The following is a 14706-nucleotide window of genomic DNA, read 5'->3' on the forward strand; positions in this document are numbered from 1 at the left end:
TCCTTCAGTCTTGGAATGTGCGCCGCCCATGTGCGGGCGATGTAGGAGCGTGGCGTCAGGCGTCGTCAGGCCGCGCCGGCCACCGGCCCGAGCTGCCGCTCGCTCGGGCGCGCGAAATAGAACCACTCGGCGCCCGGCAGCGCCATCGCGTTGGGGAACACGATGAAGCCGTCTTCGGGCGCGCTCAGCAGCGAGCCGTCGTGGCGCATGCCGATGGGCTCGCCGCGCTGCACTTCGTCGAAGGTGGCCCAGTCGCGCACGAAGCTGTCTTCCTCGTGCAGGCGGTCGGTCACGCTGGCAAGGCGCAGCAGCTTGGGCGGCTGCACCGGCGCGCCCGACAGCCCTTCGGGCAGCGCCGCCATGCCCAGCAGCGCGAGCGTGCGGCGGATGGCGCGCCACGCTACCTCGGGCGCCTGCGGGTCCAGGTGCTGGCCGCATTCGAGCGTGACGCCGTAGCCGCCGCGGCTGCGGATGTATTCGTTGGTGCCGCGGCCGAAGTCGAGCGCGGCCTCGTCGGCCGGCGTGCCGCCGGCGCGCTGCGCGAGGCCGGCGGCGTAGATGTCGAGCCAGCCCTCCACCACGATGGGCGTGCCGATGTGCAGCGCGAGCTGGCCCTCTTCATACGAACGGGCGAAGGGCTCCAGCGTGCCGGTGTTGTCGCGCGGGCCGATCATGGCGAAGGCCTCGCCCTCGCTCTGGAAGGAATGCAGGTCGAGCAGCACCTCGTGGCGCGCGATCAGCGGGGCCAGCACGTTGGTCACGCGGGCTTCGTAGTCGGCCGGCGCCTCGGTGGGGCGAAACAGGCGATTGAGGTTGCGCTCGCCCTCGCGCTGCAGGCGGCGCCGCGCGAGCGGGTTGGCGACGGGCACCAGGGTCAGCTCGCCGCGCTTCAATTGCAGCGTGCCGGCCTCGAACTCGCCCAGGATGCGCTCGATGCCCAGGGTGCCGGAGACTTCGTCGCCATGCACGCCGCCCATCACGAGCAGCCGGGGACCGGGGTTCAGCGAGGCGAAGGCGTGGATGCGCAGGCTGTCGGTGGCAATGCCGGCAAAAGGATCGGAGGACATCCGGGGATTATTGCGGAGCCCCTTCCCTGCGCGCAAAGGCGCTACTCATTTCATAGCAGACCGCGCCGCCTACAGGGGCTGCCTTGCATGTCCTACCGGCCCGGCGGCGGTCGCGACACAGGCTCGTTCTTTATTGAAGGAGCCCCGCATGAGCAAGAGCAGCAAGAGCAAGACCGCGCCGGCCGATCCTCAAAAGGATGCCGGCGGCGGCAACACCAAGGTGGAGCAAGGCGGCGAATCGGCGCCGCGCCTGCCGCACGAGCACGACCAGTCGTCCGACAGCCAGCAGACGCCGGACGGCCGTCCGACCGAGGTGGGCCGCCAGGCCCATGAAGACGTGGAGCGCGGTTTGGTCGATACCGACCGCGGGCTGGAGGCCAACCGCGTCTACAAGAGCGGGAAGATCAAGCGCTGACGACGCCGGCCAGCTGCCGGCGCATGTCGGTGATGACGGCGCCGTAGTCCTTGGCGTTGAAGATGGCGCTGCCCGCCACGAAGGTGTCGGCGCCGGCCGAGGCCACGCGCGCGATGTTGTCGGCCTTGATGCCGCCGTCCACCTCGAGGCGGATGTCGCGCCCGCTCTGCTCGATGCGCTTGCGCGCGAGTTCGATCTTGCGCAGAGCCGAGTCGATGAAGCTCTGGCCACCGAAGCCGGGGTTCACGCTCATGATGAGGATCAGGTCGATGTCGTCGATGGCCCAGTCGAGCGCCTCCAGGCCCAGCCCCGGGTTGAACACCAGCCCGGCCTTGCAGCCGGTCGCCTTGATGGCCTGGATGCTGCGGTGCGTGTGGGGCGAGGCGTCGGGGTGGAAGCTGATGTAGTCGGCGCCCGCTTGCGCGAAAGAGGCGGCCAGGGCGTCGACTGGCTGGATCATCAGGTGCACGTCGATGGGCACCGGGGTGCCGTCGGCGGTCTTGGCGTAGGGCTTGAGTGCGTGGCAGATCATCGGGCCGAAGGTCAGGTTCGGCACGTAGTGGTTGTCCATCACGTCGAAATGGATCCAGTCGGCGCCGGCCGCAATCACGTCGGTCAGTTCTTTGCCGAGGTGCGCGAAGTCGGCGGACAGGATGGAGGGCGCGATGCGAAACGGGGTGCTCATGCCCCCGATTGTCGCTTCAGCCCCGCCCGCCTGTCCTTGGAGCAAGGAGTACTTCCCGATACATTTGTGTGGCTCGCAGAGGGCGGCACTACAAGACGAGGGAGCTTCCATGGACGAGGGCTGGTGGTACGCACAGGGCGAAGACAGGCAGGGTCCGCTGTCGAGCGCGCAGATCCATGAACGCATTCGCACGGGCATCATCGACGCGCAGACGCTGGTCTGGCGTCCGGGGCGGCTGGCCTGGAAGCCCCTGCACCAGGTCGAGGAGCTGATGCTGCCCGGCATGCGCATGGAGCCCGTGCTGCTGCAGGACTTCGGGCCCGCCGCAGTGCGCGAGGCGCCGCCCTTGCCCGACCAACAACCGGCCCCGGACCACCCGATGCCAGCGCCGCAGTCCGCGCGCTCCGACCCGGAACCGTGGCTGTCCGACGGCCCCCTGGAGGCACCCGCACCGCAAAGGCGTGCACCCGGCCTGCCGGCAGCCGGCCCGTGGCGCCGCTTCTTTGCCCGTCTCTTCGACATCTGGACGATGTGCCTGCCCGCCGGCTTCTTCATGGGCGCGGTGGTCGGCCGCATCTGGCCGGCCTTCGGCCTGTGGATGGAAAACCCGTCGTCCACGCCGACGCTCGGGATCATCATCCTGCCCGTGGCGCTGGTCTTCGAAGCCGTCGTCTTCGGCCTGTTCGGCACGACGCTGGGCAAGCTGCTGTTCGGCGTCCGGGTCAGGCTGCACGACGGCGGGCGGCCCACCTTCCTCCAGTACCTGGGACGCGTGGCGTGGATGTATCTGTCCGGCCTCGGCCTGGGCATTCCCTTCGTCACGCTGTTCACCATGGGCCGCCAGTTCTTCGAGGTGAAGGAGGGCCGCCCCGCCACCTATGACGCAAAGCGCTACCTGGTGCACGCTGCGGGAACGGGCGTGTTGCGCACGGGCCTGGCCGTGACCGCACTGGCGGGCCTCGTGGCCGGCGTTGTCTTTATCAACCAGCGCGAGGCGCAAAGAAGCCTGCGCTACCACGCCGGCTTCGAGTGGACGAACCCCGTCACGAAGCTGCGCGCGAGCATCCCGCGCGGGTGGCAATACCGGGAGCAGTCCAACACCACCGGCGACGTGGTTCACACCTTCGTCTCGGACACCGTGGTCGCGGTCTTCGCCGTGGAAGGCGGCATGGAGCAGGTGAGCCTGGACGAGTACCAGCGGATCTGGGCGATGGCGGTGCGCCCCTCGATGGAGCTGGACGCACGCGCGCGCCCCATCAACGTCAAGGGCCGTCTGGGCCTGCAGATGAAGGGAGCGATGACCGCGGACGCCTCGCGGCACGTGGATGCCACGCTGCTGAAGAGCGGCACCCAGGTCTGGCGCATCGTGCTGGTCGGCACCTCGGACCGGGACCCGGACACGGCCGCCACCACGGCGCTGCGCGACCTGCTGTTCCAGACCGTTCCGGCCGCGGCGCCCGAAAGCACGCCGAAGGGCAACACGATCTGACATCGCCCGGCGGAGGTGGGGAAAGGGCCTGCAGTTACCATCGCGCCCATGTCACACAGCCCCTTCAGCGTGCAAGTCGAACCGCGCTACCTGGCCGAACAGTCGTCGGCCAAGGACAACATCTACACCTTCTCGTACACGGTCACCGTCACCAACACGGGGACGGTGGCTGCCCAGCTGATCGCCCGCCACTGGCTCATCAACGATGCCTCTGGCCATGCGCAGGAGGTCAAGGGCCTCGGCGTGATCGGCCAGCAGCCGCTGCTGGCGCCCGGCGAATCCTTCCGCTACACCAGCGGCTGCCGCCTGCAGGCGCCCAGCGGCACGATGCACGGCAGCTATTTCGTGGTGACGGAAGAAGGCGAGCGCTTCGACGTGCCGATTCCGATGTTCGTGCTTGAAGCGGATGTAGGCGGCGCCCCGGTCTCCCGCGTATTGCACTGAGCACAGCGCCCCTCTCTCTTTTCCTCCGCCCCCCGACATGGCTGCCGCATCGCGCGACTTGCAGGGGCTGCTTGCCGGCCTCGACCCTACAGCCGATGTGGCGCAGCGCCACATCTGGCTCATCAATATCTTTGACTGGCTGCGCGGCGACCGCGCCTCGCCCCAGGCCGCCATGGGCCGCGTGCAGCTGCTGCTCGACGCCATCGAGGCGCGGCCCGAGCTGCGTGAGCGGCTGCGCGCCTGGTGGCGCGTGTTCACGCAGACGGTCGACCTGACCACGCTGCTGGCCGACTACGGCTTTGCGCCACGCACCGCCTTCGCGAGCGAGCTGGGCGAGCGACTGCGCCGCAAGATCCTGCCCGGCACGCCCGAGACCACCGATGCGTCGGACCTGTTCCGCATGGTGCTGCCCGGCGTGTTCGACGCCGGCTGGATCGCGCTGCTCGACGAAACGCAACTGGCCCGCATCGGCGCGCTGCTGGCCGATGCGGCGCTGGACGACGACGGCGCGCCGCGCTGGCGCCACACGGTGATGGATGCCGTTACCTACTGCAGCAGCCAGGTGGTGGCGGCCGGTTTCTCGCCGGAGCTGCGCCTGCGCATGAGCACCGAGGTGCTGGGCCAGGGGCGCCCTTTCCATTCGCTGATGGCCGACCTCGACGAACTGCGCGAGCAGATGTTCGACCGCCCCGGCGAACCGCGTGACGAGGAGGCGCTGCAGGCCGCCTTCGTCGCCTTCCGCGACCGACTCGACGCCTGCCGGGCCGGCGCCGCCTCGGTCTACACGCACCTGGAAGACAACGGCATCTCGGTCGGCCTGGTGTTCCGGCTGCGCCAGTTGCGCGAACGGGTGCTGCGCATTCGCGAGCTGCTCGATTGCCTGATGGCACCCAACCCCGCGCCCAGCGTGGCGCGGCTGGTCGGGCGGCTGGTGCTGGCGGGCGGCGAGCGCAACAGCATCCGCGCGCTGATTGCCTCGAACTCGTCGATGCTGGCTGCCAAGGTGACCGAGCGCAGCGCCGAGACCGGCGAGCACTACATCACCCGCGACCGCGCCAGCTACCTGCAGATGGTGAAGAAGGCTGCGGGCGGCGGCGCGCTCACGGCCATCACGGTGCTGCTGAAGTTCGGCATCTATGCGCTGGGCCTGTCGGCCTTCTGGAGCGGGCTGGGCTCGGGGCTGATGTATGCGGCCAGCTTCGTCGCGATCCAGCTGCTGCACCTGACGCTGGCCACCAAACAGCCCGCGATGACGGCGCCGGCCATGGCGGCGCGGCTGCGCGACATCAATTCGGACGGCGCGGTGAGCGATTTCGTCGACGAGGTCGCGAACCTCGTGCGCTCGCAAGTGGCGGCGGTGCTGGGCAACGTGCTGGTGGTGGTGCCGGCGGTGGTGGGCATTGCGCTGCTGGCTCAGCTGGCGCTGGAGCGGCCGCTGCTCGACGCCGCGCATGCCGCGGCCGCGCTGAAATCGCTCTCGCTGGCCGGGCCGACCGCGCTTTATGCGGCAATCACCGGCATCCTGCTGTTTTCGGCCAGCATCGTCGCCGGATGGACAGAAAACGCCTTTGTCCTGCATCGCATGGACTCCGCCATGCGTTACAACCCCCGCATCGGCGCTTTTCTCGGCGCCGCACGGGCCCGCCGCTGGGCCGACTTCATGCGCACACACATCTCAGGCTTCGCCTCCAACATCTCGCTGGGACTCATGCTCGGGCTGCTGCCCGCGTTCGCGGGTTTCTTCGGGCTTGGCCTGGACGTGCGGCACGTGACACTCTCGGCCGGACAGATCGCCGCAGCCGCGGCATCCACCGGCCTCGCGGTGCTGCAGCAGCCCGCGCTGTGGTGGGCGGTAGCGGCGATCCCGGTCATTGGCGCGCTCAATGTGAGCGTGAGTTTCTACTTCGCTTTCCGCCTGGCGCTGCGTGCGCACAGCGTGAGCCTCGGTGACCGCGCCCGCATCCGCAGCGCGATCTGGGCCCGCTGGCGCAGCCGGCCGGTGAGCTTTTTCCTGCCTGGATGAATTTGACGAGCTTCCTCAACGATCTGCTGGGCTTCTGGTCCGAATGGGTGCGCCCCTCGGCGGGCCTGCCCACTATTCTGTGGTCGCTGCTGCTGGCGGCGGCGGCGGCTTCCGGCCACCTGGTGCAACGCTACCTGGGGCTCCCCAAGGTGATCGGCTATTCGCTGGTGGGCGCGGTGGTGGGCTTCGCCGGCTTCGAAGGCGCGATCTGGCCGCTGCGCGGCATCAGCCTCTTTTTGCTCGAGCTCGGCGTGGCCGTGGTGCTGTTCGAGGCTGGCGGGCGCCTGCCGCTGCGCTGGTTCCGCCACAACCCGATGGTGCTGGTGCAGAGCCTGCTGGAAGCCACGCTGACCTACTTCAGCGTGTACTGGGTGCTCACGCTGCTGGGCCTGCCCGAGCCGGTGGCCAACCCGATCGCGCTGATGGCCATCGTCGCCTCGCCGGCAGTTCTGAGCCGCGTGATCATCGACACCCGCGCCGCCGGCCCCGTGACCGAGCGCGCGATGACGCTGGCCACGCTCAACACTTTCTACGCACTGGCACTGGGCTACGCGCAGGCTGGGCTGATCGAGCGCGCGCCGCAGACCATGCTGCAGAAGCTGTATCCGGTGGCGGTGGTGCTGGGCCTGTCGTTCGTGGTCGGCGGGATCATGGCGCTGGCGCTGCGCTCGGCCCTGCGGGTGATGAGCCCGTCGAGCGAGAACACGTCGATCCTGCTGCTGGCGATCATCGCGGCGGGCGCCGCGCTCACCGCGCACATCGGCGGCTCGGCGCCGCTGGCAGCCCTGATCGGCGGCGTGCTGCTGAAGACGCTCAATCCCAAGCCCTGGGCCTGGCAGCGGCAACTGGGCACGGCCGCCTCGCTGCTGACCATGCTGATGTTCGTGCTGGTGTCGATCGTGGCGGCGCAGGCCGACTGGACCTTGCCGGTGGCCAGCGTGGTGCTGGCCGTGATCGGCGTGCGCCTGCTGGCCAAGATCGCCGGCGTGGCCATTGCCAACCCGGGCAGCGGCGCAAGCTGGAAGCAGGCCTTCTGGGTCGGCTGCGCGATGTCGCCGCTGTCGTCGATCGCGCTGCTCATTGCCTCCAACTTCGCCACAGCATCGCCGCTGCTGGGCACGATGATCACGCAGGTGGCCCTGCCCTCGATTCTGTTGATGGAGGTGGTGGGCGCGATGCTCGCCACGGTGGCCATCCATGCGGTGGGCGAGAGTTCGGTGCCCTGGATGCCCCAGGCCTTCAGCATCACGGAGGACACGCAGCGATGAGCACCGCCGTCAACAACAACAGCCCCGTCGACCCGGACAGCGACGACGTGCGCTCGGCGCCGCTGCCTTCGGACCCGGAGAGCCGCGCGGTCAAGCTCGAACCCTTCAACAAGTCGGAGGCGCTGTCGCTCGGCGTGGAGCTGGAACTGCAGCTCGTGAACACGCACGACTACGACCTGGCCCCGTACGCCGAGGACATGCTGCGCCTGATGGCGCAGACCCCGCTGCCCGGCAGCGTGGTGCCCGAGATGACGTCGAGCATGATCGAGATCTCGACCGACATCTGTCACTCGGCACAGGACGTGATTACGCAGCTGTCGCCAATTCGCGAAGCGCTGATCCGCAATGCCGACAAGCTCAACATCGCGGTGGTGGGCGGCGGCACGCACGCGTTCCAGCAGTGGCACGAGCGGCGCATCTATGACAAACCGCGCTTTCGTGAACTGTCGGAGCTGTACGGCTACCTGAGCAAGCAGTTCACCATCTTCGGCCAGCACGTGCACATCGGCTGCCCCGATGCCGATGCGGCGCTGCTGATGCTGCACCGCATGTCGCGCTACATCCCGCACTTCATTGCGCTGTCGGCGTCTTCGCCCTTCGTGCAGGGGCAGGACACGCAGTTCGACTCGGCGCGGCTGAACTCGGTGTTCGCGTTCCCGCTGTCGGGCCGCGCGCCGTTCACGCTGAGCTGGAAGGAATTCGAGGCGTACTTCGAGCGCATGACCCGCACCGGCGTCGTGCGCAGCATGAAAGACTTCTACTGGGACATCCGCCCCAAGCCCGAGTTCGGCACCATCGAGATCCGCGTGTTCGACACGCCGCTCACCGTCGAGCGCGCCGCCGCACTCGCGGGCTACGTGCAGTCGCTGGCCGCCTGGTTCCTGCAGGAGCAGCCCTTCGAGCCGACCGAAGACGACTACCTCGTCTACACCTACAACCGCTTCCAGGCCTGCCGCTTCGGGCTCGACGCGGTATACGTTGACCCGGCCACCGGCCAGCACATGCCGCTGCGCGACCACATCCTGATGACGATGACCCAGCTCGAATGGCACAGCGAGGCGCTCAATGCCACGCAGGCGCTGGGCGAGCTGCGCACCAGCGTGGAAGCCAACCGCAACGATGCGCGCTGGCTGCGCGAGAAGCAGGGCAAGGAGCGACTGCTGGCGGAGGTGGTGCGGCAGGCGTCGTTGCGCTTTCGCGGGCAGGCTTGAGCCGCGACCGGTCGGCACACGATCGGGCTTTTCCTTCGCGCCCGAATCAGGCCTCGTCGTCGAGAAATGGCGCGGCAACGGCTGCGCATCGCGGCAACAGTGCCGGGAGTTCACTGCGCACGAATGCGAGCGCGGCCTCTTCATCCTCGCAATCGATGAGCAGATGATCGACCCGGTAGCCGAAGGCCACGGCGGGCTCGGACAGCTCTTCGCCCATGCAGCCTCGCGAGGCCCAGCTTGCGAATGCCAGCGTCGACACCGTCGAGTCGAGCTGGGTTTCGATCGCGCGAACGCAGAACTGCTGGAGGTAGCTCATCGACGCCGGGCGCGGAGGAAAATCGTGCTGGGCCCGCTTCAGGCATTGCTCGGGCCCATAGGTCACGAGCTCGAAAAGCTCTTGCCGTGACTCGCCTGGCCTGGCAACAGCGGCGCTGGCCCAGTCGACAATGGCTTGCGAAGATCGAAGGCCTGAAGCCCAGAGGCCGAGCATGTTCTCGATCGATCGCATCAAGGAAGTCCTGTTACGGGCATGGCGCATTTGTAGCATTGCACGCCACCTGCCCGGCCTCACCCCTTATGCTCGCTGCCCATGGGTGAATTCGACCTGATCACGCGCTACTTCAAGCGCCCCGCCGTGCGCTCCCCGCTGGGCGTGGGCGACGACTGCGCGCTGCTTGCGCCCGCTGCGGGCATGCAGCTCGCCGTGTCTTCCGACATGCTGGTCGAGGGCCGGCACTTTCTTTCCACCGTCGATCCGGCGCGACTGGGCCACAAGGCGCTGGCGGTGAACCTCAGCGATCTGGCGGCCTGCGGCGCGAAGCCGCTGGCCTTCACGCTCGCGCTGGCACTCCCGGGTGTCGACGAGCCCTGGCTCGAAGGCTTCTCGCGCGGCCTGTTCGCGCTGGCCGATGCGCACGGCTGCGAGCTGGTGGGCGGCGACACCACGCGCGGCCCGCTCAACATCTGCATCACGGTGTTCGGCGAAGTGCCTGCCGGCGCGGCGTTGCTGCGCTCGGGCGCGCGCGCAGGCGACGACATCTGGGTGAGCGGCACGCTGGGCGATGCGCGGCTGGCGCTCGAAGTGTTCCGCGGCACGGTTGCGCTGTCGGCCGAGGCCTTCGAATCGACGCGCATGCGCATGGAGCAGCCCACGCCGCGGGTGGCGCTGGGGCAGGCCTTGCGCGGCATCGCCTCTTCGGCGGTGGATGTGAGCGATGGGTTGATCGGCGACCTGGGCCACATCCTCGGTTCGAGCGGCGTGGGCGCCACGCTCGATGCCGATGCGGCCACGGCCCTGATCGCTACCGAGGCGCCCGGCCTGCGCACCGAGATCTTGCGCACCTGCGCGCTCTCGGGCGGCGACGACTACGAGCTGGTCTTCACCGCGCCCGCTTCGGCGCGCGAAGCGGTCACGCAAGCCGGCCTGAACAGCGCCACGCGCGTCACGCGCATCGGCCGCATCGAGGCCGATGCCGGCCTGCGCATCGTCGATGCAACCGGCGCGCCAGTGTCACAGCGCTTCGGCTCGTTCGACCACTTCGTCTGAGCTTTGTCTGAAGGCTTGTTGCGCCGCTCCGGTCAGGAGCCGCGCACCATTGCCTGCATCTTCTGCTGCGCCGCGTTGATGGCGGCCGACTGGCCGTTCAGCTGCTGCAGCATCTTGCCGAGTTCGGCCTGCACAGCCGGGTCGGTCACGGTGACCGAAGAGCCCGCGACCTGGATCTTCGACTTGTTCTTTTCCATGAAGTCGCCGATGGCCAGCGCGCTGTTGAACACCGTGTCGAGCGCGGGGAATACTTCCTTGAAAGTGGTGGACGGCGCGGTCACGGTCTTGTCGAAGGCTTTGTCGTAGACCTGCTTCAGGTCGTCGGGCTGCTTGAGCTGCGCATGCGCGGCATCGGCCTTGGCGGTCTGCTGGTCGAGCGCGGTGCGCAGGGCGCTCAGGCCATCCTTGGCGGCCTTGAGGTCGTCGCGGCGCGCCGGCAGGTCGGCGATGGAGCGCAGCGCGCCCTTGGCCATGATCTGCGTCATGGGCTGGCTCACGGACTTGTTCATGCCTTCGTTGAAGTCGGTGATCACGGCGTAGTGCTGCGCGTAGTCGCCGAACGAGGCTTTCTCTTCCGCGGTGGGTACCGGCACACGCAGGCCGGGCTTGTCGAGCACGCGGGTCTGCAGGAAGGTGGTGAAGGCCTTGCGCTGCTCGGCTTCCTTGTTGCCACAGGCCACCAGCGCGAAGCTGAAGGCCACCAGGAGCGACAGGGCCCCGAGACGTTGAATGAAAGTTCTCATGGGGACTGGCCCTCCCGTGTGTTGTGGATTCAAAAATTATAGGGAGCGCTTCAGAGCCTCAATGAAGGCGCGCGCCGCGGCCGACAGCGAGTGGCCGCGCTTGGTGACGATGGAGATGTCGCGCGCCACGCGCGGCGAACTCAGTATCTTGATCACCAGAGACGGATTGGCCTCCGCGCGTGCGAAGGCCGAAGGCATGATCGACGCGCCCATGCCGGCGGCCGTCATCCAGATGGCGGTCGAGAGAAACGAAACTTCGTTCACCACATCAAGCGCCACGCCCGCATCGGCCGCGGTGCCGTCGATGAGCGGGCGCACGCCGTAGCCAGGGCGCACGGTGATGACGGGATGGCGCGCCAGGTCGGTCCAGCGCACCACGCGCGCCTTGGCCAGCGGATGGTCGTCGCGGCACACCAGCGCGAGGTGGTCGCGCATGAGCCGCTGCACCTCGACCTCGGCGCCGGGCCGCTCTGGCGTGCCGATGCCGAAGTCCACATGCTCGCCGAGGATGCGCGAGATGAACTGGTCGGGCGCACAGTCGTTCACCAGCACGCGCACGCCGGGGTGCTGCTCGTTGAACGCGCGCATGGCATCGGGCAGAAGAAAGGCCGAGAGCGTGGGCGTGATGGCCAGCGTGACGCGACCGCGTTCGAGCGTGGCCAGTTCGCGAAAGTCGGCCGAGAGCGAATCGACGTCGCGCAGGATGCGCTCGACCGTCACCATCATCTGCTCGGCCGCCGCCGTGGCCTTGAGCGAACGCGTGGTGCGATCGAACAGGCGCGTGTCCAGCCCGTCCTCGAGCTGGCGGATCAGCATGCTCACCGCCGACTGCGTAACGAACAGCCGCTGAGCCGCCGCGCTGAGCTTTTTCAGCTGGTAGACCGCGAGGAATGCACGCAGCTGGCGGATCGTAGGACTGAAGTTCGTATTCATCAGCAAAGATGATATTTCATTAGAAATTTCTTGATTTACGAATGAATGCTGTCATCGTTCAATCGTTGAAAAGACAGATCACATTCAAGGAGCCTCGATGGCAGAACCTCTTGCCGACGGGAAGAGCGCGCTTCGCAGGCAGCTCATGCTGGGCGCGGTTGGCGCGGCATTGACCGGCGGCTCGGCTTTCGCGCAGGCCCCTGCGCCATCGCCCACAGTCGGCGATTTCCCGAACAGGCCCATCCGCATGATCGTGACCTTCCCGCCGGGCGGCAGCGCCGATGCGGTGGTGCGCCTGATGGTGCCCCGGCTCAACGAGAAGCTGGGCCAGCCCTTGGTGGTCGACAACCGGCCCGGCGCCGGCGGCAACGTGGGGCTCGCGCTGGTGGCCAAGACACCGGCCGACGGCTACACGCTGGGGCTGGGCGCGGCCGGCGCGCTGACCGCCAACGTGAGCCTCTACGCGCAGATGCCCTTCGACCCGGTGAAGGACTTCAAACCCGTGGGCATGGTCGCGGCCACGCCCTTCGTGATCGTGGGGCACCCTTCCCTTCCGGCGCTCACGCAGCGCGAGCTGATCGCACTGGCGAAGGCGAAGCCGGGCACGCTGTCGATCGGCCATGGCGGCAACGGCACGGCCATGCACCTGTCGGCGGCGCTGTTCGCGCAGATGGCCGACGTGAAGCTGGTGGAAGTGCCCTACCGCGGCTCGGGCCCGGCGGCGCTCGACACCATGGCAGGACAGATCCAGCTCGCGCTGGTCGACCTGCAGGCTTCGCTGCAGCAGATCCGCGCGGGCAAGCTGATCGCCTTCGCGGTGACCAGCGCACAGCGCGTGCCGATGCTGCCCGAAGTGCCCACGGTGTCCGAGGCCGGCCTGCCCGGCTACGACTCCACGGGCTGGTTCGGCGTGGTGGCGCCCGCGGGCACGCCCGCGCCCATCGTCGCGCGGCTCAACGCCGAGATCAACGCCGCACTCGCCGACGAGCAGATCAAGGCCGCGATGCGCAACCTCGGCGCGGAGCCGGCGCCGAGCTCGACCGAGGCCTTCGAGGCCTACATCCAATCCGAGACGAAGAAGTGGGCGAAGGTGATACAGACCGCCCACATCCGGCTCGACTGACGACAAGCTCCCTTTCGTCCTCTTCCGAACATGACCGACCACCACACCTCAGCAGCACTGCAAGCCGACGTGATGATCGTCGGCGCCGGCCCCGTGGGCCTCACGCTGGCCATGGACCTCGCCTCGCGCGGCGTCTCGGTCGTCATCTGCGAGACGCGCCGTTTCGCGGAGCCGCCGAACGTGAAGTGCAACCACGTAGCCTCGCGCACCATGGAGCAGTTCCGCCGCCTGGGCGTGGCGCAGAAGCTGCGCGATGCGGGGCTGCCGGCCGACTACCCGAACGACGTGGTGTTCCGCACCAGCGTGACGGGCACCGAGCTCACGCGCATTCCGATTCCCTGCCGGCGCGACCGCTACACCGAGACCGAGGGCCCCGACGCGTGGTGGCCCACGCCCGAGCCGCCGCATCGCATCAACCAGATCTACCTGGAGCCCATCCTGCTGAAGCACACGGCCGTGCTGCCGGGCGTGACGCTGCTGAACCGCACGCAGTTTGCGGGGTTCACGCAAGACGATGAAGGCGTGACCGCCATCGCCACCGACATGGACAGCGGCGTGACGCGCAGCATCCGGTGCCGCTACATGGTGGGCTGCGATGGCGGCGCCTCCATCGTGCGCAAGCAGATCGGCGCAAAGCTCGAAGGCACGGCCGTGATCCAGCGCGTGCAGTCGACCTTCATCCGCGCGCCGCAGCTGCGCTCGCTGATTCCGGGCAAGCCGGCGTGGTCGTACTACGCGATGAACCCGCGCCGCTGCGGCACGATGTTCGCCATCGACGGGCACGAGACCTGGCTGGTACACAACCACCTGAATGCCGAAGAGCCCGAGTTCGATTCGGTCGACCGCGACAAGTCGCTGCGCGAAATCCTCGGCGTGGGCCCCGACTTCAAATACGAAATCATCAGCAAGGAAGACTGGATCGGCCGCCGCCTCGTGGCCAACCGCTTCCGCGAGGGCCGCGTGTTCCTCGCTGGCGACGCGGCGCACCTGTGGGTGCCCTATGCGGGCTACGGCATGAATGCGGGCATTGCCGATGCGCTCAACCTCTCATGGTTGCTGGGCGCGGTGGTGCAGGGCTGGGGCGACGAGGCCATCCTCGACGCCTACGAGGCCGAGCGCCAGCCGATCACCGAGCAGGTGTCCAACTTCGCGATGGACCATGCGCAGAAGATGATCCGCGCGCGCCGCGCCGTGCCGCCGAACATCGAGGAGCCCGGCCCCGCCGGCGATGCGCTGCGCGCCGACATCGGACGCGAGGCCTACGAGCTGAACGTGCAGCAGTTCTGCTGCGGCGGCCTCAACTTCGGCTACTTCTACAGCGGCTCGCCGATCATCATCGCGGACGGCGAGCACATGGCGCCGCCCTACTCGATGGGCGAGTTCACGCCGTCCACCGTACCCGGCTGCCGCGCGCCGCACTTCTGGCTTTCGGACGGCCGCTCGGTCTACGACGCCTTCGGCCCCGGCTACACGATGCTGCGCTTCGACCGCAGCGTGGACGTGCGGCCGCTCGAACGCGCCGCGGCTGCCTACAGCATGCCGCTCACGGTGCTGGACATCGAGACCGAAGACGTGCCCAAGGCCTACACGCACCGCCTCGTGCTGTGCCGCGCCGACCAGCACGTGGCCTGGCGCGGCGCACACCTGCCGGCCGAGGTGTACGACCTGGTGGGCCTGTTGCGCGGCGAAGGCCTGCGGGTGCGGGCGCGCCGGCGGGCACTGGCCTGGGAAGGCGTGGTGGCCTGAGCCTTCGCGGCTG

Annotated in this window: 14 protein-coding genes; 9 read left to right on the forward strand and 5 right to left on the reverse strand. The window is 68.3% G+C overall.

Going from position 1 to position 14706, the window contains the following annotated elements; translation table 11 throughout:
• Positions 1-65: 65 nt before the first annotated feature.
• The gene (locus ACSFBF_RS30220; RefSeq protein WP_435473463.1) at positions 66-1067 is read right to left on the reverse strand and encodes a succinylglutamate desuccinylase/aspartoacylase family protein; all 1002 of its coding nucleotides are present in this window, start codon (positions 1065-1067) and stop codon (positions 66-68) included.
• A gap of 148 nt (positions 1068-1215) precedes the next feature.
• Here ACSFBF_RS30220 and ACSFBF_RS30225 point away from each other — a divergent pair, with 148 nt between their 5' ends.
• On the forward strand, positions 1216-1482 hold the full coding sequence (locus ACSFBF_RS30225; protein ID WP_435473465.1) for a hypothetical protein: 267 nt from the start codon (positions 1216-1218) through the stop codon (positions 1480-1482).
• On the opposite strand, the gene rpe is transcribed toward ACSFBF_RS30225, so the two are convergent.
• Positions 1472-2167 (reverse strand): ribulose-phosphate 3-epimerase, encoded by a 696-nt coding sequence (rpe, locus tag ACSFBF_RS30230; RefSeq protein ID WP_435473467.1) that lies wholly within the window; start codon positions 2165-2167, stop codon positions 1472-1474. The two genes, ACSFBF_RS30225 and rpe, sit on opposite strands and share 11 nt — an antisense overlap.
• A 109-nt stretch (positions 2168-2276) precedes the next feature.
• Here rpe and ACSFBF_RS30235 point away from each other — a divergent pair, with 109 nt between their 5' ends.
• The 5 genes from ACSFBF_RS30235 to ACSFBF_RS30255 are packed head-to-tail and all read left to right on the forward strand — an operon-like array spanning position 2277 to position 8602.
• Positions 2277-3656 carry an RDD family protein gene (locus tag ACSFBF_RS30235; protein WP_435473469.1) on the forward strand — a complete coding sequence of 460 codons (1380 nt, stop codon included), beginning with the start codon at positions 2277-2279 and terminating at the stop codon, positions 3654-3656.
• Between the two features lie 48 nt (positions 3657-3704).
• The gene (gene apaG, locus ACSFBF_RS30240; protein ID WP_093054165.1) at positions 3705-4100 is read left to right on the forward strand and encodes a Co2+/Mg2+ efflux protein ApaG; all 396 of its coding nucleotides are present in this window, start codon (positions 3705-3707) and stop codon (positions 4098-4100) included.
• Positions 4101-4137: 37 nt separating this feature from the next.
• Positions 4138-6123 carry a site-specific recombinase gene (locus tag ACSFBF_RS30245; RefSeq protein ID WP_435473472.1) on the forward strand — a complete coding sequence of 662 codons (1986 nt, stop codon included), beginning with the start codon at positions 4138-4140 and terminating at the stop codon, positions 6121-6123.
• Positions 6120-7391, forward strand: a complete 1272-nt coding sequence (locus tag ACSFBF_RS30250) for a cation:proton antiporter (RefSeq protein WP_435473474.1) — start codon at positions 6120-6122, stop codon at positions 7389-7391. The genes ACSFBF_RS30245 and ACSFBF_RS30250 overlap by 4 nt, the downstream gene beginning before the upstream one ends.
• The gene (locus ACSFBF_RS30255) at positions 7388-8602 is read left to right on the forward strand and encodes a YbdK family carboxylate-amine ligase (protein ID WP_258351541.1); all 1215 of its coding nucleotides are present in this window, start codon (positions 7388-7390) and stop codon (positions 8600-8602) included. The genes ACSFBF_RS30250 and ACSFBF_RS30255 overlap by 4 nt, the downstream gene beginning before the upstream one ends.
• A 46-nt stretch (positions 8603-8648) precedes the next feature.
• On the opposite strand, the gene ACSFBF_RS30260 is transcribed toward ACSFBF_RS30255, so the two are convergent.
• Complete coding sequence (locus ACSFBF_RS30260) at positions 8649-9092, reverse strand: hypothetical protein (RefSeq protein WP_258351542.1); 444 nt, start codon at positions 9090-9092, stop codon at positions 8649-8651.
• Between the two features lie 99 nt (positions 9093-9191).
• Here ACSFBF_RS30260 and thiL point away from each other — a divergent pair, with 99 nt between their 5' ends.
• On the forward strand, positions 9192-10148 hold the full coding sequence (gene thiL / locus ACSFBF_RS30265) for a thiamine-phosphate kinase (RefSeq protein ID WP_435473477.1): 957 nt from the start codon (positions 9192-9194) through the stop codon (positions 10146-10148).
• A gap of 32 nt (positions 10149-10180) precedes the next feature.
• Here the strand turns inward: thiL and ACSFBF_RS30270 are convergent, their stop codons facing one another.
• Positions 10181-10891, reverse strand: coding sequence for a DUF3053 domain-containing protein (locus ACSFBF_RS30270; protein WP_435473479.1), 711 nt, complete (start codon positions 10889-10891; stop codon positions 10181-10183).
• A gap of 36 nt (positions 10892-10927) precedes the next feature.
• Positions 10928-11824 carry a LysR family transcriptional regulator gene (locus tag ACSFBF_RS30275; protein WP_435473481.1) on the reverse strand — a complete coding sequence of 299 codons (897 nt, stop codon included), beginning with the start codon at positions 11822-11824 and terminating at the stop codon, positions 10928-10930.
• 97 nt (positions 11825-11921) lie between these two features.
• Here ACSFBF_RS30275 and ACSFBF_RS30280 point away from each other — a divergent pair, with 97 nt between their 5' ends.
• The gene (locus tag ACSFBF_RS30280; RefSeq protein ID WP_435473483.1) at positions 11922-12947 is read left to right on the forward strand and encodes a Bug family tripartite tricarboxylate transporter substrate binding protein; all 1026 of its coding nucleotides are present in this window, start codon (positions 11922-11924) and stop codon (positions 12945-12947) included.
• 30 nt (positions 12948-12977) lie between these two features.
• Positions 12978-14693, forward strand: a complete 1716-nt coding sequence (locus ACSFBF_RS30285) for an FAD-dependent oxidoreductase (RefSeq protein WP_435473485.1) — start codon at positions 12978-12980, stop codon at positions 14691-14693.
• Positions 14694-14706: the final 13 nt, after the last annotated feature.

This window comes from Variovorax nivicola (assembly GCF_051216475.1).
Lineage (GTDB): Bacteria > Pseudomonadota > Gammaproteobacteria > Burkholderiales > Burkholderiaceae_C > Variovorax.